The following is a 19,030-nucleotide window of genomic DNA, read 5'->3' as shown; positions in this document are numbered from 1 at the left end:
CGAGGAAACTGAAAGGCATCCGCATGATTGCTAGCAATTGGCAAGATCTTACCAAGCCGAACCAGGTGGTGTTCAAGAATGGCGGAAGCCGTTCGAAGGCGTCCCTGACGGCCGAGCCGCTGGAGCGCGGCTTCGGCCTGACGCTCGGCAACGCGCTGCGTCGCGTTCTTCTGTCGTCGCTCCAGGGTGCCGCCATCACGGCCATCCAGATCGACGGCGTTCTGCACGAGTTCTCCTCGATCCCGGGCGTCCGTGAAGACGTCACGGACATCGTCCTGAACGTCAAGGAAATCAACATCGGCATGCAGGGCGAAGGCCCGAAGCGGATGGTGGTGCGCAAGCAGGGCCCGGGCATCGTCCGCGCCGGCGACATCCAGACGGTCGGCGACATCGAGGTCCTGAACCCCGAGCACGAGATCTGCACCCTCGACGAGGGCGCCGAGATCCGTATGGAGTTCACGGTCAACACCGGCAAGGGTTACGTCCCGGCTGATCAGAACCGCGCCGAGGATGCGCCGATCGGGCTGATCCCGGTCGATTCGCTGTTCTCGCCGGTCAAGAAGGTGTCCTACAAGGTCGAGGCGACCCGCGAGGGTCAGGACCTGAACAAGGACAAGCTGACCATGCAGATCGAGACCGATGGCTCGATCAGCGGCGAGGACGCCGTGGCCTACGCCGCGCGCATCCTGCAGGACCAGCTTTCGGTGTTCGTGAACTTCGAGGAGCCGCAGCGCGACCAGCGCGCGCCGGCCGGTGCCGAGGAACAGATGGCCGAGCTGGCCTTCAACCCGGCGCTGCTCAAGAAGGTCGACGAGCTCGAGCTGTCCGTGCGTTCGGCGAACTGCCTGAAGAACGACAACATCGTCTATATCGGTGATCTGATTCAGAAGACCGAGGCGGAGATGCTGCGTACGCCGAATTTCGGCCGCAAGTCGCTCAACGAGATCAAGGAAGTTCTCGCGTCCATGGGGCTGCATCTCGGCATGGAAGTGTCGGATTGGCCGCCGGAGAACATCGACGATCTGGCCAAGCGCTACGAAGACCAGTACTAGAACGAGACTGCCTCCCGCCGGCGCCCAGCGTCGGCGGGAGGATTTCAATCATTCAAAGGAACGGCGGCCTGTCCCGAGAACGGGGCAGGGACGCAAAGATCCCGACTTCCGGCGCTATGACGCCGGCTTATTTGACTTGAGGAAATCCCATGCGCCACGCAAAACGCGGTCGTAAGCTTAATCGTACCGCCAGCCACCGTAAGGCGATGTTCGCCAACATGGTCGCTTCGCTGATCCTGCACGAGCAGATCGTGACCACCCTGCCGAAGGCCAAGGAACTGCGCCCGATCGTCGAGAAGATGATCACGCTGGGCAAGCGCGGCGATCTGCATGCGCGCCGCCAGGCGATCTCGCAGGTTCGCGACCCGTCGGTCATCGGCAAGCTGTTCGACACGCTGGCTCCGCGTTATGCCGAGCGCAACGGCGGTTACACCCGCGTTCTGAAGGCCGGCTTCCGTCGCGGCGACAACGCCCCGCTGGCCGTCATCGAGTTCGTCGATCGTGACCCGGAAGCCCGTGGCGCCATCGATCGCGAGCGCGTCGAGGCCGAAGGCGAGCTCGACGCAGCCTGATCGACCCGATCATCGGAACGAAGGAACGAGGGGCCCATGGGGCCCCTTTTTCTTGTCCGCTCCACCCCACGCTATCTGCCGGAGGGTGGCCGGCTGACCCGCGCGTCGTCGTGCGGGTGGGACAGCACGAACGAGGAGGCTAGCGATGGCGCGGGATCGGGTGCTGCTTACCGGCATATCGGGCTTCATCGCGGGCCATGTGGCGCTGCGCCTGCTCGAGGCCGGCTATGATGTCCGCGGAACGGTGCGCGGGCTCGACAAGGCAGACGCCGTTCGCCGTCTCCTCGCCGCCGCCGGGGCGGATATCGATCGCCTGTCCCTGTTCGCTGCGGACCTCACCGACGCCGTCGGCTGGATGGAGGCGGCGTCGGGCTGCCGCTATGTGCTGCACACCGCATCGCCATTTCCTGCCAGCCCGCCAAGCGACCGGCATGCGCTGGTTCCGGCCGCAGTGGACGGCACCCTGCGGGTGATGGCCGCCGCGGAACGCGCCGGCGCCGAGCGGGTCGTCCTGACGTCGTCGGCCGCGGCGATCTATTCGGCCCATCCCCCGCGCCCCGGCGAGTCCTACGGCGAGGCCGACTGGTCGGACACGCAAAGCCCCGACATCTCCGCCTACGCCCTGTCGAAGACCCTGGCCGAACGGGCCGCCTGGGATGCAGCGCGAGACGCGGGGCTCGACCTGGTCGCGATTAATCCAGCTCTCGTGCTTGGCCCGCTGCTGGGGGCAGGTGCGGCAGGCGGCGAGGGCACCTCGGCCGCGCTGATCCGGGCCGTGATGGGGGGCCGTATGCCCGTCGTTCCCGATCTCGCCTTCGCGCTCGCCGACGTCCGCGACGTCGCCGACGCGCATCTGGCGGCGATGACGGCGCCGTCAGCGTCCGGACGGCGCTTCGCCCTGTCCAGCGGCACGCTGAGCCTGATCGAGATCGGCAAGGTGGTGGGCGAAGCCTGCCCCGGTGAGGCACGCCGCCTGCCGCGCTGGACATTGCCCGACCGCGTCGTGCGGCTTGCTGCGATCCTGTCGGCGCAGGCACGCGCCGCCGTGCCCGAACTCGGTCGTCGCAAATCGCTCGACACCACGCCAGCGCGCGACATCCTCGGCCTGTCGGCACGGTCGCCGGAGGACGCTGTCGCCGCGATGGCGCAGAGCATCGCGCAGCTGCCGCGGACCGCCTGAGAGGCCGCGCATGGGCCGCTCCAGCTTCGGCTGCTACGCATTTCGCGTATTCGGTGAGTGTGATGCAAATGCCATGGCGAGGGCCGTCGGGGCGTGGCATAGGCGGGATCTCGGGGGAGCCAGCAGAAATTTCGTTCAAAACGAGGCAACCTTTTGGCGGCCGAACGCTTTTGCCCTCAAGAACGGGACGCAGCCACGCAAAAGTGGCGACATTTACGCGGATGAAACAACTTCTATGAAAAATGCGGACATCATGAACACCACGGGCCGGCTCTCCATGCGACGCACTTTTCTGACCCTCCTGTGTGCCATGGCGGCATTTGGCGTCCTGACCGCCAGCTACGCGACGGCCGACCTGCCTGACGAGGCGGTTGCGACCAGCACGCAGACGGCGGTCGCAGACTAGGCGACGTCAGCCACACAGATCGGAATGACGAGGAAGGGGCCGCAACGGCCCCTTTTTCGCGTCCGCGGTCTGGTCTATGCGAAAGCAGGCCGCCACTGCGCGGCGTTTGACCTTTCGCAGGGGAGCATCCGGTTCCAGCGCCTGTTCCGGGTGCCGGTCCGATGCTGCCGAGCCACCACGGCGGACCGGATATGCAGATGAAACTGATTCTCGCGGGTCTACTGATTGGCGCCGGGGTACTCGCGGCCCCCTATCTCGACGTCTTCGACGGCGACGATCCGAAGCCGTCCCTGGGGCAGGATGCGGCGGGCAGCGCGGCGCCGGGCGATGGGTTCGTCCCCCTCGATGACGGCGAGACCCGCGTCGCCGAGGCCGACACCGCCCCGGCCGGGAAGCCGGTGCCGTCATCCCCCGTCGGCGAGGCCGATGCCCGCGTGCCGGAGAGCCAGGCGCAGATCCAGCTTTCCTTCGCGCCGCTGGTGAAGCGGACCGCGCCTGCGGTGGTCAATGTCTATGCCGCGCGGGCCGTCCCGGCGCAGCGCTCGCCCTTCGCCGGCGATCCCTTCTTCGGTCAGTTCTTCGGCCAGCCGCGCAACCGCCAGCCGCGGATGGAATCGTCCCTCGGCTCCGGCGTCATCGTCGATGCGTCGGGGCTCGTGGTCACCAACAATCACGTCGTGGCCGATGCCGACGAGGTGAAGATCGGCTTCGCCGACGGGCGCGAGTTCAAAACCGAGGTTCTGCTCAAGGACGAAAGCGTCGATCTGGCGGTGCTGAAGATCGAGGGCGAGGGGCCGTTCCCGACCCTGCCGATCGCCGATTCGGACCAGCTGCAGATCGGCGATCTCGTGCTGGCGATCGGCAATCCCTTCGGCATCGGCCAGACGGTGACCAGCGGCATCGTCTCGGCGCTCGCTCGAACCCATATCGGCGTCGACGATTTCGGCTTCTTCATCCAGACCGACGCGGCGATCAATCCCGGCAATTCCGGCGGCGCGCTGATCGGCATGTCGGGGGAACTGGTCGGGGTGAACACCGCCATCTTCTCGCGCTCGGGCGGCTCGAACGGCGTCGGCTTCGCGATCCCTGCCAACATGGTCGCGAGCTTCATCCGTTCGGCCAAGGCCGGGGGGCGCTTCGAGCGGCCCTTCATCGGGGCGAGCTTCGTGCCGGTGACCGCCGACATCGCCGAGGCGGTGGGGCTCGACCGCCCGTCGGGGACTCTTGTCCGGGGCATCATGCCCGGCGGACCCGCCGAGGCCGCTGGTCTTACGGTCGGCGACGTGATCCTGGCGGTGGATGGCCTCGAGATCGGCGGCGCAGATGCCCTGGGCTACCGGCTGGCGACGGCCGGGATCGGCAAGACCGTGAGTCTGACGGTGCTGCGCGGCGACGAGCGCCGGACGCTGGAACTGCCGCTGCAGCCGGCGCCGGAGATACCGCCGCGCGACGCGCTCACCATCGACGGGCAGAATCCGTTCGCCGGTGCCACCGTCCTCAACCTGTCGCCGCGCGTTGCGGAGGAGTTCGGCATGCCGCTCGAAAAGACCGGCGTCCTCGTGGCGGAGGTCGCCCGTGGCTCGCTCGCGCAGCGTTTCGGGCTGCGGCCGGGGGACATCGTCCTCGCCGTCAACGGCGAGCCTGTGATGACCACGAGGGCACTGGAGGCTGCAGCCATCGACAGCAATCGCGGCTGGAGCTTCGAGATCGACCGGAACGGACGCCGACTGGCGCGGCGGGTGCGCTGACATGGCGGATCTCTTCGGCGACGGTGGCGGCACTCCGAGCGAGCGGCTGCGTCCATCCGCAGCGGCGGTGGACGATCGGAACGACCGCTCCCGACCGCTGGCCGACCGGTTGCGGCCGCGGCAACTCGGCGAGGTCGTCGGCCAGGAACATCTGACGGGCGAGGGCGGGGTCCTGTCGCGCATGCTCGAGGCCACGAGCCTCGGTTCGATGATCTTCTGGGGTCCACCGGGCACCGGCAAGACCACCGTGGCGCGGCTGCTCGCCCATGAGGTGGACTACGCCTTCGAGCAGATCTCGGCGATCTTTTCCGGCGTCGCCGATTTGAAGAAGATGTTCGAGGCGGCGCGGCTGCGTCGCTCCAACGGCAGGCGCACGCTGCTCTTCGTCGACGAGATCCACCGCTTCAACCGCGCGCAGCAGGATTCCTTCCTGCCGGTCATGGAGGACGGCACCGTCGTCCTCGTCGGCGCGACGACCGAGAACCCGTCCTTCGAGCTCAACGCCGCTCTCCTGTCGCGCGCACGGGTGCTGACTTTCAAGCCGCATGGTTCGGCCAGCCTCGTGAAGCTGCTGGAGCGGGCCGAGGCGACCGAGGGCATGGCTTTGCCGCTCGACGAGCAGGCGCGGGCGGTGCTGCTGCGCATGGCGGATGGCGACGGACGTGCCGCGCTGACGCTGGCCGAGGAGGTCTGGCGCGCCAGCCGCAAGGGCGAGATCTTCGACGCGGCGGGCCTGCAGGAGATCGTCCAGCGGCGCGCGCCGGTCTACGACAAGGGCCAGGACGGCCACTACAATCTGATCTCCGCGCTGCACAAGTCGGTGCGCGGCTCGGACCCGGACGCTGCCCTCTACTGGCTGTGCCGCATGCTTGACGCAGGGGAGAACCCCCTGTATCTCGGCCGCCGTCTGGTGCGCATGGCTTCCGAGGATATCGGACTGGCCGATCCCCGCGCGCTGGGCATTGCGCTCGCTGCCAAGGACGCCTTCGACTATCTCGGATCGCCGGAGGGCGAACTCGCGCTGGCCGAGGCGACCGTCTATCTGGCGAGCGCACCGAAATCCAACGCCGTCTACACCGCCTACAAGGCGGCCATGCGCGCGGCGAAGGAACACGGCTCGTTGCTGCCGCCGAAACACATTCTCAACGCCCCGACTGCGCTGATGCGCGACGAGGGCTACGGCTCCGGATACGCCTATGACCATGACGCGCCCGACGCGTTTTCCGGTCAGGACTATTTTCCGGACGAGATGGACCGGCAGCAATTCTACCGGCCGACTGATCGTGGTGCAGAGATCCCGATCGGCGACCGGCTTCAAAATTGGGCGAAACTTCGCCGCAATCGTGACCGCAGGGGTTGATACTTTTCCGGCGACGCCAAGTAATCAGCACCGGTGAGAATATCGCCGGAGTGTCCGCGTGCCCGATCTGTGGCAATATGGCGGCTTGAACGTCCGGGCTTCGTTTGACGCCCCGAATTTCCATAATCGTGCAAAGCGAGGTTCAGATGTCTCTCGAACCGGGCCAATTGGCCGAACATTCGATAACCGATTACGAGGTCGGTCAAGACAACATGCAACGGTTCGGGCTGGATATTCATAATCCGGTTTTCCCGATTTCCGCCGGCGTCATCATCGCCTTCGTCACCTTCACCCTGCTGTTCCCGACGATGGCCGACGGCTTCTTCGGGTGGCTGCGCCCGGCGATCACCAACACCTTCGACTGGCTGTTCATCATCGCCGGCGACATCTTCGTGCTGTTCTGCCTGTTCCTGATCGTCTCGCCCTACGGCAAGATCCGGCTCGGCGGTAAGGACGCGCGTCCGGACTACGGCTATTTCGGCTGGTTCGCGATGCTGTTCGCCGCCGGCATGGGCATCAGCCTGATGTTCTACGGCGTGTCCGAGCCGATCACCCATTTCACTGCCGCCATGGAAGGCGGCTCAGCTGCACCGCTGGGTGGCGCACCCGGTGACATCGAGGCGGCACGCCGTCTCGGCATGGCCGCCACGATATACCATTGGGCGCTGCATCCCTGGGCGATCTACGCCGTGGTCGCCCTGGCCCTGGCCTTCTTCAGCTACAATCTCGGTCTGCCTCTGACGATCCGCTCGGCCTTCTATCCGCTGCTCGGCGAGAAGACCTGGGGCTGGCCCGGCCATCTGATCGACATCCTGGCGGTGTTCGCCACGCTGTTCGGTCTGGCGACCTCGCTCGGCTTCGGTGCGGAGCAGGCGGTGTCCGGTCTCAACTTCTTGTTCGGCGTGCCGGATTCGCTCCTGTCCAAGATCGTGCTGATCTGCCTGATCACCGCCGTCGCGCTGGTGTCGGTCGTGGCCGGCCTCGACGGTGGCGTGAAGCGGCTGTCGGAGCTGAACATGGTCTTGGCGCTGCTGCTGATGCTGTTCATCTTTGCAGTCGGGCCGACGATGGATCTCGTCTACGGCTTCTTCGGCAACTCGGTCGCCTATCTACGCGAGGTGATCCCGCTGTCGAACCCGTTCGGTCGGACCGATGATGGCTATCGCACCGGCTGGACGACCTTCTACTGGGCCTGGTGGATCAGCTGGTCGCCCTTCGTCGGCATGTTCATCGCCCGCGTTTCGCGCGGTCGCACAGTGCGTGAGTTCATCACCTGCGTGCTGCTCATCCCGACCGTCGTATCGGTGATCTGGATGACGATCTTCGGCGGCACCGCGCTGACCGAAACGATCGCCGGCTACACCGGGATCGTGGACGCCGACCTGTCGGTGAAGCTGTTCGCCATGCTCGGCGAGCTGCCGCTGTCCTCGATCAGCTCGTTCATCGGCATCATCCTGGTGATCGTGTTCTTCGTCACCTCGTCGGACTCCGGCTCGCTGGTGATCGACACGATCACGGCAGGCGGCAAGATCGACGCGCCGGTGCCCCAGCGCATCTTCTGGGCAACCTTCGAAGGTCTGGTGGCGATCACGCTGCTGATCGGCGGTGGTCTGGCGGCCCTGCAGGGGGCGGCGATCACGACGGGGCTTCCCTTCGCGGTGCTGCTGCTCGTGCTATGCTATTCGACGCTGCGCGGCCTCCATGGGGAGCTGAAGCAGCCGTTCCAGCAGCACGCCGAGGCGGAAGCGCGCGCCGCCGAGTAGGCCACCTTCCCAGGACGAGAATTCGACGGCGGGGCCAGCCACTGGTCCCGCCGTTTTGCGTTCGGACGGCTCTCTCGGCCCGCCGACACCGGGCTTCCCCGGCATCTTACGCCACGTCGCGCCATCGGTTAGAAGGCGGCCATGTCACAGCTTCTCCTCGTTGCCGCCGGCGGTGCCGTCGGCGCCACCCTCCGGCACCTCTCCGGTATCGCCGCCATGCGCCTGTTCGGCGCGGGATTTCCGTGGGGCACGGTTTTCGTGAATGTCTCCGGCTCGTTCCTGATGGGGCTGTTCATTGAGCTGGCGGCGCGCCGCTTCGGAGCCTCGCAGGAAGTTCGCCTGTTCGTCGCCACCGGATGCCTGGGCGGCTTCACCACCTTCTCGACCTTTTCGCTCGATGCGATGGCGTTGGCCGAGCGCGGATCCCACACATTGGCCGCGATCTACGTGATCGGGTCGGTGGTTGTGGGGATCGCGGCGTTGTTTGCCGGTCTCGCCCTCGCGCGCGGGCTCGCCTGATGCTATCTGCACCAGTTCAAGCGGAAGGCATGAGATAATGGCGTCGGTCGAACAAAGACGGATCGAGGATGACGAGGCGGGATTGCGCCTCGATCGTTGGTTCAAGCTGCACTACCCCGGACTGGGCTTCGGCCATCTGCAGAAGCTGCTGCGCTCGGGACAGGTGCGCATCGACGGCGGTCGCGCCAAGACCGATACGCGGGTGCAGCCCGGGCAGATGGTTCGCATTCCGCCGATGAGCGGCGATGCGGGGCGTCCGAAGATCGGGCCGCTGACGGCCAACACCATGCGCGACAAGCACGATGACGAGGTGCTGTCGCAGATGCTCATCTACGAGGACGAGAAGGTCTTCGTCTTCAACAAGCCGGCGGGTCTGGCGGTGCAGGGTGGCTCCGGCCTGAACCGGCATGTCGACAAGATGCTGGAGGCCTGGCGCAGCCGCAAGGGCGAGAAGCCCCGCCTGGTGCACCGCCTCGACCGCGACACCTCCGGCGTCCTCGTCGTGGCCCGCACCCGCGGCGCGGCGACCGCGCTGACCAAGGCGTTCCGCGAGCGCGACACCAAGAAGACCTACTGGGCCATCCTCAAGGGCGTGCCGGTGCCCCATGAGGGCCGCATCTCGACCTTCCTGGTCAAGGAACAGACGCCGGACGGCGACCGTATGCGGACCGCCAAGCACGGCGAGGAGGGCGCCGACCATGCGCTCACCCATTACCGGGTCATCGAGAACCTGGCGCAAAACTTCTCCTGGGTGGAGATGGAGCCCTATACCGGCCGGACCCACCAGCTGCGCGTTCACGCGCTGCATATCGGCAACCCGATCCTGGGCGACCCGAAATATTTCGAGCACGACACCAACTGGGAGTTTCCGGGCGGCGTCCAGAAGCGGCTGCACCTCCACGCGCGCCGCATCGTCATCCCGCATCCGAGCGGCGGCTTCATCGACCAGATCGCGCCGCTGCCGCCCCACATGATCCAGACCTTCAATCTGTTCGGCTTCGACGAAACGGCGATGAACGACTGATGAAGGCCGTTCTGTTCGATTGCGACGGCACGATCGCCGATTCCTGCGGGGTCATCTGCGCCACGATGCGCCTGGCCTTCGAAGCGCACGGCCTGCCGGCGCCCGAGGATGCCGCGACGCGGGGCATTATCGGCCTGTCCCTCGACGAGGCGATCCGGCGGCTGCATCCCGTGGCCGAGCCGGCGCTCGTCGCGACCCTCGTCGACGGTTACCGGCAGGCCTTCCGGATCCAGCGCGCCGATCCCGATTTCCGCGAGCACCTGTTTCCCGGCATGAAGGCGCTGGTCCAGGATCTGGCAGCGCGCGACGATGTGTTCGTCGGGCTGGTGACCGGCAAGTCGCGCCGCGGCGTCGCCTCGATCTGCGAGGCCCATGGCCTGACCGACGCCTTCCTCGCGGTCCGCACGGCCGATGACTGCCCGTCCAAGCCACACCCGGCGATGGTCGAGGAATGCTGCACGGTCTTCGGAGTTGCGCCGCGCGACGCGCTGGTCGTCGGCGATTCGGTCTTCGACATGGAAATGGCCCGGGCCGCGGGCGCCGCGGCTTTGGGGGTAGCCTGGGGCACGCATGAGCCGGCGCCGCTGCTTGCCTCCGGCGCCTATGCCGTCGCCGAAACCGTGACCGGGCTGGTCGAGAGCGTCGATCGCTGGCTGGCGGACCTGACCGTCCAGCCCGCGATGCGGCAAGCCGCTCCGGCGCTGTAGGGCAGGTCCCGGCGAGGCCGGTTGACGACAATGGTATGTGGTGCGCCACGGGTGACAGCGCTCTGTGTGCGGCACGCAAGATGAGAGACACGGATGACGCAGGACAAGGCGAAGGCTGAACTGCCGAAGCGCTTCTACAGCGAGGTGACGCTGGCGCCGACCGACGACGGCTTCGCGGTCCTCCTCGATGGCCGGCCGGTGAAGACGCCCGGCCGACGGCCGCTCGCCGTCCCCATGCGGAGGGCCGCCGAGGTGGTCGCCGCCGAATGGGATGCCCAGCGCGAGCGCATCGATCCGGCGACCATGCCGATGACCCGGCTGGTCAACACCGTGGTCGAGGCGATCGCCGACGATCCGATTCCGGTTCGCGACGATCTCGCCCGCTATATCGAGACCGATCTCCTGTTCTATCGCGCTGGCACGCCGGAACGGCTGGTGGCGCGCCAGCAGGAACTCTGGGACCCGGTGCTCGACTGGGCGCGGGACAGCTTCGGCGCCCGCTATCTTCTGACCGAGGGCGTCATGCATGTCGCCCAGCCGCCTGCCGCGATCGCCGCGTTCCGGGAGCGCCTCGCCGGGATCGACGATCCCTTCAAGGTCGCGGCCATGCATCAGGCGACGACCCTGACCGGGTCGGCGCTGCTGGCCCTTGCCCTTGCCGAAGGGCATCTGACGGCCAAGGACGTGTGGCTGCGGGCCCATGTCGACGAGGACTGGAACATCGAACAATGGGGCGCCGACGACGAGGCAAGCGCCCGCCGCGAACTGCGCTGGCAGGAAATGCAGGTCGCGGCCGTCCTTCTGGACACCGAATAAGCCGGCCGCCGCTCGACCCGGGCGGCGGCACTGCTATGGTCTGCCCGCAGGGCAGAACGGTCGCAAGGACCGCGTACAGACGCAACAGGTGAGGAAACAGGCAATGCGCGACATGCTGTCGGAACTCGAGGCGCGGCGCGAGAAGGCCCGCGAAGGCGGCGGCAGGAAGCGGATCGAGGCCCAGCACGCCAAGGGCAAGCTGACCGCCCGCGAGCGGCTGACGGTGTTTCTGGATGAGGGCTCCTTCGAGGAGTTCGACATGTTCGTCCAGCACCGGGCGACCGATTTCGGCATGGACCAGCAGCATTATCCCGGCGACGGCGTCGTCACCGGCTGGGGCACGGTCAACGGCCGCACCGTCTTCGTCTTCGCGAAGGATTTCACCGTGCTGGGTGGCTCCCTGTCGGAAGCCCATGCCGAAAAGGTGCAGAAGGTCCAGGACCTCGCCTTGCGCAACCGTGCCCCGATCATCGGCTTCTACGACGCCGGCGGCGCGCGCATCCAGGAGGGCGTCGCAGCGCTCGGCGGTTATGCCGAGATCTTCCAGCGCAACGTGCTGGCCTCCGGCGTCATTCCGCAGATCTCGGTGATCATGGGTCCCTGCGCGGGCGGCGACGTCTATTCGCCGGCGATGACCGACTTCATCTTCATGGTCCGCGACACCTCCTACATGTTCGTCACCGGTCCCGACGTGGTGAAGACCGTGACCAACGAGACGGTGACGGCCGAGGAGCTGGGCGGCGCCTCCATCCATACGGTGAAGTCGTCGATCGCCGACGGTGCCTATGACAACGACGTCGACGCGCTGCTGCAGATGCGCCGGCTGATCGACTTCCTGCCGGCCTCCAACACCTCGCCGGTGCCCGAACTCGACTACAGCCAGTCGGTGACCGCCGAGGACGTGTCGCTGGACACGCTGATCCCGGACAACGCCAACAAGCCGTACGACATCAAGGAACTGATCCGGAAGACCGTCGACGAGGGCGACTTCTTCGAGATCCAGGCCGCCTTCGCCGGCAATATCGTCACCGGCTTCGGCCGCATCGAGGGCCGCACCGTCGGCATCGTCGCCAACCAGCCCATGGTGCTGGCCGGCGTTCTCGATTCCGATGCCTCGCGCAAGGCCGCGCGCTTCGTGCGCTTCTGCGACTGCTTCTCGATCCCCGTGGTGACCTTCGTCGACGTGCCGGGCTTCCTGCCGGGGACCGCGCAGGAATATGGCGGCCTGATCAAGCACGGCGCCAAGCTGCTCTTCGCCTATGCCGAGGCGACCGTGCCGAAGGTGACGGTGATCACCCGCAAGGCCTTCGGCGGCGCCTATGACGTCATGGCGTCCAAGCATCTGCGCGGCGACATCAATTATGCCTGGCCGACGGCGCAGATCGCCGTGATGGGCGCCAAGGGGGCGTCGGAGATCATCCACCGCAAGGACGCCAAGGATCCGGAGAAGCTGGCGGCCCACACCAAGGCCTACGAGGAGCGCTTCCTGTCGCCCTTCGTCGCTGCCGAGCGGGGCTATGTGGACGAGGTGATCATGCCGCATTCGACCCGCCGCCGGGTCTCGCGGGCGCTGGCGATGCTGCGCAACAAGGATCTCGAGAACCCCTGGAAGAAGCACGACAACATCCCGCTGTAAGGGGAGCTGAGGACAGGGCGGCGAGGAGCGCTCGGCCTGCCTGGCATGCCGGCGATCAGTGCTGGGCCCATTCGGCGATGGCGGCGCCCATCGCCGGGTGCATCAGGTAGCCGTAGAGATCGTGCGGGTTGGAGACGAGGGCCCCGGTCGCCGCATCCGCATAGTGCCAGCAATTGTAAATCTTGCGGTCGCTGATCTGCCCGACGAAGCCGGCGCGCATCATGGCGCCGAAGGTGGACCGCATCCGCTCGACATGGGCGATGTAGTCGTCCTCGGCGTGGATGTTGCGCCATTGCCGGATCTGCCGTGGAAATTCCTCGTTCGCCCGCGCCCAGCCGCCCAGCAGATTGCGCCGCACGCCCGGTTCGCCCAGCGGGCAGCCGCCGGTGATCCAGCGCGCGACATGGCCGCCACGCGCCCGGAGCGGCTCGTATTCGCTCATGTAGGACAGCTTCCACAACACGTCCCAGGCGACGATGCAGCCCATGCTGTGGGTCAGGAGACAGATGTCGTCGCGCGCCTCCATCGCCGGGAGGAGCACCGACTGCAGCCGGCTGCGGATCGCCGAGGAAACGATCTGCGAGGTGAGATAGGCCGAGAAATCCGGCAGCGCGCTGGAGATCAGCCGATCGTTCAGAAAGCCGAAGGTGAAGAGCTGGCCGAACAGGCTGGCGATATCCGCCGCCTCGTCGAGCAGCCGCCAGTCCTCCGCCTCGGCGAGGACGGCGCGATAGGTCGTCCGGTTGAAGCGGCGCAGCGCCGAGGTGAGGGCGTAGCCGGCCTCGATCAGGTCGAAGGGCAGGGCCGGCCGGAACGCATAGCGCGGATCGTTGGTCGCGGTGAGGATGGCGCGCTCGGCAGGATCGGCCGCGGCGATCTCGTTGTTGATGTCGCCGTAATAGATGAAGGACATCTTGAGGTCGTCGGCTTGGAGATCAGCCAGCGCGATCCGGGCATCGGCCCGTCGCAACCCTTCGCGAAGGGCCGTCTCGACCATCGCCGCCATCAGGCTGCCGGCTGGTTTCACCGAGCGCCCGTGAACCAGAATCAGATGCTTCGCCATGTCCGGGCTCCGCATGCATCTGCCGCATGGTCACGGTACTCTGGGTTGTGCCCGCGCACAACCGCCGCCTGAACGACGAAAAGCGCCGCCCCGTTGCCGGAGCGGCGCTCGATTCGTCCCTGGCAGGCGAAGGCCTGCCGGAGCTTACTTGATCTTGGCTTCGCGGAACTCGACGTGCTTGCGCGCGACCGGGTCGTACTTGGTCTTGACCATCTTCTCCGTCATCGTGCGGCTGTTCTTGCGCGCGACGTAGAAGAAGCCGGTGTCGGCGGTCGAGAGGAGCTTGATCTTGATCGTGGTTGCCTTGGCCATGGCCCTATCCGTTCGCTGATGCGTGCCGCGTCTCGAACCGACCGGCCCTGTGCCGGTGCCGTTCGTCCAGATGACGGCGGAAACCCAAATTGTTCGATTCGCGAAAAGCCGCTGCAGCGGTAGCACGCGACGATGCGCCGGCGCAGGGCGTCGGCGAATTCGAGCCGGACCATAGCCATGACGGCAGCCAAGTCAAGACCGGTCGCGGGCCCAGACCATGCGGGCGACGGTGAGAACCAGATAAAGCCCGAAGAACAGCGCCAAGGCCCAGGCAAATCCGTTGTAGCCGAAGAGATCCATCGAAGACCCGATGGTTTGCGGACCGACCAGCATGCCGGCCGAATAGCAGAACACGAAGGCGGCGTTGGCGGCGGCAAGATCGGCGCCTCCGAGTCGCGAGCCGAGATGGGCGAGGCCGACCGTGTAGAGCCCGGCGACAACGCCGCCCCACAGGAACAGAAGGCTCGCCATCAGCCACCAGTCGGTGCCCAGAAGCGGCAGGCAGAGTGTGCCGACCAGTCCGACCGCCGCAAACAGGGTCAGCAGCGAGCGCCGGTCCCGTACCCGGTCGGAAATCAGCCCGATCGGGATCTGCATCAGGACGTTGCCGAGTCCGATGGCGATGAGCAGTTGCGCCGCCGCGGCCTCCGTATAGCCGAGGCGCTCGCCATAGATCGGGAAGAGGGCGAATCCCCCGGCTTCGACCGCGCCGAAGATCAGCACCGCACCGGTGGCCGTGGGAACCGACACGATATGCCGCCAGAACGCCCCGTGGCGCCGCTCGCCCAGCGCTGGCTGGCGGTCCCAGGCGAACAGCAGCGGGATTGCCGAGGCGAAGATGACGCCTGAGCCGATCGCGAAGGGCAGGAAGCCCTGCGAGCCCACCACCGAGAAGATGTAGGGGCCAAGCGCGAAGCCGAGCGACAGGACGGTCGCATAGATGCCGAGGATGAAGCCGCGACGGCTCGGCGGCGCGGCGGCATTGATCCAGAACTCCGACAGGACGAACAGCGCGGTGATGGCGAAGTGGAAGACCAGTCGCAACGGGAACCACGTCCAGAAGGCGGTGAAATAGTAGAAGCCGAGAGCCGAGACGCCGGACAGCACGATCGCGATCAGCATCGACAGCCGCACGCCGAGGACACGCGCAATGGGCGTCACGAGCGGCGCGGCCAGCAGCGAAGCGACGCCCGCGACAGCCGTGTTGGCGCCGATCATCGTGGTGGAGATGCCGCGGCTTTCGAGGATGACGCTGAGCAGCGGCAGTCCGAGACCGAGCGCGATGCCGACGGCGCTGATCGAAGCGATGGCGGCGCCGGCGGCAACCCAGTCGACCCGTTCGATCTCGGCTTCCGCTTCGGCCACGATGTTGTCGGCGGTTTGCCTGTCCATCGGTCACCGCCCCCGTTGCGTCAGAGCGATTCGCGCACGAACTGGCCGCGAATGGCCCGGTAAAACGGCATCGGCCGCGCCGGGTCGCGCCAGGTCCCGTCGGCAATGCGCGCCTTCAGATCGCCGACGATGCGCAGGGTGATCGGCGCCAGCGACAGATCCTGGAGCGCGTTCAGATCGACCCAGGCGAGCTCTTCCAGCTCGTCCGTCGGCAATTCGTCGAGGGCGAGCTGATGGCCAATCGCGTCGGCGGCAACGCAGAAGAAGCGGGTGTCGTAGCGCCGCGGGGGACCGGGCGGCGTGATCGCCCGTGCGATGGGCACCAGCATTTCCGGGGCGGGGCGGATACCGCGTGCGCCGAAGACGCTCCAGTGCTCGCCCTTGCCGGCGAAGCTGCCGGGGGCGCCGATCATGGCGCCGGCCTCCTCGAAGGTTTCGCGGATCGCGGCGAGCGCCGTCGCGGTGGCGCGCCGTCGGTCGTAGCGGGCCGGGGGGCCGGCACAGAGCCGGTCGAAGGCGGGTTCGGAGAGGGCGAAGTCGCGGGCCAGTGCCAGGTCGGAGGGATCGACCCGACCGCCGGGAAACACATAACGTCCCGGCATGAAGACATGCCTGGTGGAGCGCCGCCCCATCAGGACACGGGCCGTGCCGTCGCTGTCGTCGACGATGAGCAGCGTTCCGGCGTCGCGGATCGCCTTGGCCGCCGGCAGTCCGCTCGGCCGGGCGAGCCGCGCCCGTTCGGCGTTCAGTGTGGCGAGCGGATCACCGGCCTCGCTCACCCGACGCGATCCGCCTCGTCCTCGGTGCCGAAGCCGCCGAGGCGCAGCGACCATTGCAGGCCGATGGTGGCGCCCTTCAGCGGCTGCAGGAGCGCCAGCGAGAGCACCAGCGTGACCGGAACCCACATCGCCAGATGCGTCCACATCGACAAATCGTAGGAGGCTTCGATGCCCATAAAGAGCGCGACCACGATATGCCCGACGATGAAGATCGTCAGATAGGGCGGCAGATCGTCGGCGCGGTGATGGTGGATCTCCTGGCCGCATACGCTGCAGTCGTCGACGCTGCGCAGATAGCTGCGGAACAGCTTGCCTTCGCCGCAATTGGGGCAGTGGCAGCGGAAGCCGTTGACGAGCGCCGGCCAGAGCGGGCGATCACCTTCGGCGCTGTTGGCCCGGGCCTCGGCGTCTGCGTGCATGGTCACACTGTTCATCGTTTCTTCCTGACCTTCCCGGCGACGTTCTTCTCGCGGCGGCCGAAGCGCTGCTTGCGTCCGGTCTTGTGGAACGAGCCCGCCTCGCGCGGCAGCTTGCGCGGCTCGCTGAGCATCTCGAACTGCATCGAGCCGGCCAGTGGAATGGCCTCCTTCAGACGAATCTCGACGGTGTCGCCGAGGCGGTAGCCGTTGCCGCTGCGGTCGCCAACCAGCGAACGTCCGACCTCGTCATAATGGAAGAACTCGTTCCCCAGTGTCGATATGGGAACGAAACCATCGGCGCCAAAGGCCGGAAGCGCGACGAAAAGACCGGCTTTTGTCACGCCGGCTATGCGTCCCTCGAAATCGTCACCGATCCGGTCGGCTAGATGGTGGGCGATCAGCCGGTCGACCGTGTCGCGCTCGGCCGCCATGGCCCGGCGTTCGGCCCGCGAGATCTCCTCGGCGGTCGCCTGGAGATTTTCCTCGTCCTCGCGGCTGAGTCCGCCTTCGCCGAGATCGAAGGCGGTGACCAGCGCCCGGTGCACGATGAGATCGGCATAGCGGCGGATCGGCGAGGTGAAGTGGGCGTAGCGGTCGAGGTTCAGGCCGAAATGGCCGATATTGTCCGGCGAGTAGACCGCCTGCGACTGTGACCGCAGCACGACCTCGTTGACGAGACTCTCGTGCTCGCTGGCCTTCACCTGGCTGAGAATGCCGTTGAAGTGCGAGGGGCGCAGCGTGCCGCTCTTGGCCAGCGAGATTTCCAGCGTGCGCAGGAACTCGCGCAGGGATTCCAGCTTAGCGAGGGACGGGGCGTCATGAGCGCGGTAGATCAGCGCCTGCCGCTTGGATTCGAGGCTCTCGGCCGCCGCGACATTGGCTAGGATCATGAACTCCTCGATCAGCCGGTGGGCGTCGAGGCGAGCCGGCACGACGACCTTCTCCACCCGGCCGTCGGGGCCGAGCTTGAGCTTGCGCTCGGGCAGATCGAGGTCGAGCGGCTGACGCCGCTCGCGTGCCGAACGGGCCAGTGCGTAGGCGGCCCAGAGCGGCTTGAGCATCGTCTCGGTGACATGCGGATCGACGTCGCCGGTCGCTCCGTCGATGGCCGCCTGGGCGGCCTCGTAGGCGATCTTGGCGTGGCTGCGCATCATCACGCGATGGAAGCTGTGACGCCGCTTCTCGCCATTGCCGCCGAGCACCATCCGCACGGCGAGCGCCGGCCGGTCGACATTCTCGCGCAGCGAGCAGAGGTCGTTGGAAATGCGCTCGGGCAGCATCGGCACGACCCGGTCGGGGAAGTAGACCGAATTGCCGCGCAGCCGAGCCTCGGAATCGAGCTTGGTGCCTGGCCGGACGTAATAGGAGACGTCGGCGATGGCGACGGTCACCACCATGCCGCCAGGATTGGCCGGGTCGTCGTCGGGCGCGGCATGGACCGCGTCGTCGTGATCCTTGGCGTCGGCCGGGTCGATGGTGACCAGCGGCAGGGACCGCCAGTCCTCGCGGTGAGACATGCTGGCCGGGCCGGCGGCCTCGGCCTCGCTCAGCACCGCCTTCGGGAAGACATGCGGAATGGAATGGGCATGCAGCGCGATGGTCGAGATCGCGCGCTCCGATTCCATCGAGCCGACGACATCGGTCACGGTGGCGAAGGGCAGGCCGAGACGCGCGCGCGGCCCCGGCTCGACGGCGACGAGGTCGCCGTTGCGGGCGCCGTTCTCGTCGCCGGGCTTGATGGCGTATTCCGGCTGCTTGCGCTCGACCGGTTCGACCCGGCCGCCGCCGCCGCCGGGCTTGGCGCGGAACACGCCCAGAGCCGTCGTCTTGCGCTGTTCCAGAACGCGGATGATCCGGGCGATCCGGGTGCCGCCCTCGTCCTCCTCGATGCTGGCGAGGATGCGTTCGCCGAGGCCCGCCGCCGGGCTCTTGGCGCGATCCTGCCGCACGGCCAGACGCGGCCGCTCGCCATCGACGGCCTCGTCCCAGCTCACCGGTTCGGCAAGCAGACCGCCATCGTCGTCGCGGCTGCGGATCTCCAGAACCGCCACCGGCGGCAGGACGCCCGGCGTCGAGAAGCGCTTGCGGCTCCCCGCCAGAAGCCCCTCGGCCTGAAGATCGGCGAGGAGATCCTTGAGCGCGACGCGCCCGTCGCCCTTGACCGCAAAGGCCTTGGCGATGTCGCGCTTGGAGGCGCGGCCGGGATTGTCCGCGATGAAGCGGAGCACCGCCTCGCGCGTGAGCTCGGGCGGTGCGTCGTTCCGGGACCGGCCTTTCGCCAA

18 protein-coding genes are annotated in these 19,030 nt (G+C 67.1%); 12 read left to right on the top strand and 6 right to left on the bottom strand.

From position 1 onward, the window contains the following. Window positions 1–23: 23 nt before the first annotated feature. From ACEQX1_RS18015 to ACEQX1_RS17960, 12 genes are all read left to right on the top strand, one after another. Window positions 24–1,052 carry a DNA-directed RNA polymerase subunit alpha gene (locus ACEQX1_RS18015; protein WP_009209712.1) on the top strand — a complete coding sequence of 343 codons (1,029 nt, stop codon included), beginning with the start codon at window positions 24–26 and terminating at the stop codon, window positions 1,050–1,052. Between the two features lie 149 nt (window positions 1,053–1,201). Beyond that, a complete protein-coding gene (gene rplQ / locus ACEQX1_RS18010; protein WP_009209711.1) occupies window positions 1,202–1,624 on the top strand; it encodes a 50S ribosomal protein L17 in 423 nt (140 codons plus the stop codon). A gap of 145 nt (window positions 1,625–1,769) precedes the next feature. Further along, on the top strand, window positions 1,770–2,804 hold the full coding sequence (locus ACEQX1_RS18005; RefSeq protein WP_370192290.1) for an NAD-dependent epimerase/dehydratase family protein: 1,035 nt from the start codon (window positions 1,770–1,772) through the stop codon (window positions 2,802–2,804). A gap of 10 nt (window positions 2,805–2,814) precedes the next feature. Then, on the top strand, window positions 2,815–3,210 hold the full coding sequence (locus ACEQX1_RS18000; RefSeq protein ID WP_370192291.1) for a hypothetical protein: 396 nt from the start codon (window positions 2,815–2,817) through the stop codon (window positions 3,208–3,210). 191 nt (window positions 3,211–3,401) lie between these two features. Continuing rightward, on the top strand, window positions 3,402–4,958 hold the full coding sequence (locus ACEQX1_RS17995; RefSeq protein WP_370197290.1) for a DegQ family serine endoprotease: 1,557 nt from the start codon (window positions 3,402–3,404) through the stop codon (window positions 4,956–4,958). A 1-nt stretch (window position 4,959) separates the two neighbouring features. Then, complete coding sequence (locus ACEQX1_RS17990) at window positions 4,960–6,318, top strand: replication-associated recombination protein A (protein WP_370197288.1); 1,359 nt, start codon at window positions 4,960–4,962, stop codon at window positions 6,316–6,318. A 146-nt stretch (window positions 6,319–6,464) separates the two neighbouring features. Beyond that, window positions 6,465–8,081 (top strand): BCCT family transporter, encoded by a 1,617-nt coding sequence (locus ACEQX1_RS17985; RefSeq protein ID WP_370197286.1) that lies wholly within the window; start codon window positions 6,465–6,467, stop codon window positions 8,079–8,081. Window positions 8,082–8,222: 141 nt separating this feature from the next. Then, window positions 8,223–8,600: a fluoride efflux transporter CrcB gene (crcB, locus tag ACEQX1_RS17980; protein ID WP_370192293.1), complete on the top strand. Its 378-nt coding sequence runs from the start codon at window positions 8,223–8,225 to the stop codon at window positions 8,598–8,600. Window positions 8,601–8,637: 37 nt separating this feature from the next. Continuing rightward, window positions 8,638–9,624 carry an RluA family pseudouridine synthase gene (locus tag ACEQX1_RS17975; protein ID WP_024351704.1) on the top strand — a complete coding sequence of 329 codons (987 nt, stop codon included), beginning with the start codon at window positions 8,638–8,640 and terminating at the stop codon, window positions 9,622–9,624. Beyond that, window positions 9,624–10,331, top strand: coding sequence for an HAD-IA family hydrolase (locus ACEQX1_RS17970; protein ID WP_370192295.1), 708 nt, complete (start codon window positions 9,624–9,626; stop codon window positions 10,329–10,331). The genes ACEQX1_RS17975 and ACEQX1_RS17970 overlap by 1 nt, the downstream gene beginning before the upstream one ends. 93 nt (window positions 10,332–10,424) lie before the next feature. Then, window positions 10,425–11,147 carry an ATP12 family chaperone protein gene (locus ACEQX1_RS17965; protein WP_370192296.1) on the top strand — a complete coding sequence of 241 codons (723 nt, stop codon included), beginning with the start codon at window positions 10,425–10,427 and terminating at the stop codon, window positions 11,145–11,147. 103 nt (window positions 11,148–11,250) lie between these two features. Then, window positions 11,251–12,783 (top strand): acyl-CoA carboxylase subunit beta, encoded by a 1,533-nt coding sequence (locus ACEQX1_RS17960; RefSeq protein WP_370197284.1) that lies wholly within the window; start codon window positions 11,251–11,253, stop codon window positions 12,781–12,783. Window positions 12,784–12,838: 55 nt separating this feature from the next. Here the strand turns inward: ACEQX1_RS17960 and ACEQX1_RS17955 are convergent, their stop codons facing one another. The 6 genes from ACEQX1_RS17955 to rnr form a co-directional block, all read right to left on the bottom strand. Further along, complete coding sequence (locus tag ACEQX1_RS17955; protein WP_370194253.1) at window positions 12,839–13,846, bottom strand: hypothetical protein; 1,008 nt, start codon at window positions 13,844–13,846, stop codon at window positions 12,839–12,841. A 144-nt stretch (window positions 13,847–13,990) separates the two neighbouring features. Beyond that, window positions 13,991–14,158, bottom strand: coding sequence for a 50S ribosomal protein L33 (gene rpmG, locus ACEQX1_RS17950; protein WP_024351709.1), 168 nt, complete (start codon window positions 14,156–14,158; stop codon window positions 13,991–13,993). Window positions 14,159–14,350: 192 nt separating this feature from the next. Next, window positions 14,351–15,550: an MFS transporter gene (locus tag ACEQX1_RS17945; RefSeq protein ID WP_370197282.1), complete on the bottom strand. Its 1,200-nt coding sequence runs from the start codon at window positions 15,548–15,550 to the stop codon at window positions 14,351–14,353. Window positions 15,551–15,570: 20 nt separating this feature from the next. Beyond that, window positions 15,571–16,329 carry an NUDIX domain-containing protein gene (locus ACEQX1_RS17940; RefSeq protein ID WP_370194251.1) on the bottom strand — a complete coding sequence of 253 codons (759 nt, stop codon included), beginning with the start codon at window positions 16,327–16,329 and terminating at the stop codon, window positions 15,571–15,573. Further along, complete coding sequence (locus ACEQX1_RS17935) at window positions 16,326–16,763, bottom strand: DUF983 domain-containing protein (RefSeq protein WP_188076703.1); 438 nt, start codon at window positions 16,761–16,763, stop codon at window positions 16,326–16,328. Before ACEQX1_RS17935 ends, ACEQX1_RS17940 begins: the two co-directional genes overlap by 4 nt. After that, the gene (rnr, locus tag ACEQX1_RS17930) at window positions 16,760–19,030 is read right to left on the bottom strand and encodes a ribonuclease R (protein WP_370197280.1); all 2,271 of its coding nucleotides are present in this window, start codon (window positions 19,028–19,030) and stop codon (window positions 16,760–16,762) included. The genes ACEQX1_RS17935 and rnr overlap by 4 nt, the downstream gene beginning before the upstream one ends.

The organism is Aurantimonas sp. (assembly GCF_964217435.1).
In the GTDB taxonomy this organism is placed as follows: domain Bacteria; phylum Pseudomonadota; class Alphaproteobacteria; order Rhizobiales; family Rhizobiaceae; genus Aurantimonas; species Aurantimonas coralicida.
The sequence above is the reverse complement of the archived record's forward strand: the minus strand, read 5'-3'. Positions and strand labels throughout refer to the sequence as shown.

Coding starts and splice junctions, on each gene's coding strand:
- ACEQX1_RS17955 (WP_370194253.1), bottom strand. CDS start 13,846: ATGGCGAAGCATCTGATTCTGGTTCACGGGCGCTCGGTGAAACCAGCC.
- ACEQX1_RS17970 (WP_370192295.1), top strand. CDS start 9,624: ATGAAGGCCGTTCTGTTCGATTGCGACGGCACGATCGCCGATTCCTGC.
- crcB (WP_370192293.1), top strand. CDS start 8,223: ATGTCACAGCTTCTCCTCGTTGCCGCCGGCGGTGCCGTCGGCGCCACC.
- ACEQX1_RS18015 (WP_009209712.1), top strand. CDS start 24: ATGATTGCTAGCAATTGGCAAGATCTTACCAAGCCGAACCAGGTGGTG.
- ACEQX1_RS17985 (WP_370197286.1), top strand. CDS start 6,465: ATGTCTCTCGAACCGGGCCAATTGGCCGAACATTCGATAACCGATTAC.
- ACEQX1_RS17975 (WP_024351704.1), top strand. CDS start 8,638: ATGGCGTCGGTCGAACAAAGACGGATCGAGGATGACGAGGCGGGATTG.
- ACEQX1_RS18005 (WP_370192290.1), top strand. CDS start 1,770: ATGGCGCGGGATCGGGTGCTGCTTACCGGCATATCGGGCTTCATCGCG.
- ACEQX1_RS18000 (WP_370192291.1), top strand. CDS start 2,815: ATGGGCCGCTCCAGCTTCGGCTGCTACGCATTTCGCGTATTCGGTGAG.
- rplQ (WP_009209711.1), top strand. CDS start 1,202: ATGCGCCACGCAAAACGCGGTCGTAAGCTTAATCGTACCGCCAGCCAC.
- rpmG (WP_024351709.1), bottom strand. CDS start 14,158: ATGGCCAAGGCAACCACGATCAAGATCAAGCTCCTCTCGACCGCCGAC.
- ACEQX1_RS17995 (WP_370197290.1), top strand. CDS start 3,402: ATGCAGATGAAACTGATTCTCGCGGGTCTACTGATTGGCGCCGGGGTA.
- ACEQX1_RS17945 (WP_370197282.1), bottom strand. CDS start 15,550: ATGGACAGGCAAACCGCCGACAACATCGTGGCCGAAGCGGAAGCCGAG.
- ACEQX1_RS17960 (WP_370197284.1), top strand. CDS start 11,251: ATGCGCGACATGCTGTCGGAACTCGAGGCGCGGCGCGAGAAGGCCCGC.
- ACEQX1_RS17990 (WP_370197288.1), top strand. CDS start 4,960: ATGGCGGATCTCTTCGGCGACGGTGGCGGCACTCCGAGCGAGCGGCTG.
- ACEQX1_RS17935 (WP_188076703.1), bottom strand. CDS start 16,763: ATGAACAGTGTGACCATGCACGCAGACGCCGAGGCCCGGGCCAACAGC.
- ACEQX1_RS17965 (WP_370192296.1), top strand. CDS start 10,425: ATGACGCAGGACAAGGCGAAGGCTGAACTGCCGAAGCGCTTCTACAGC.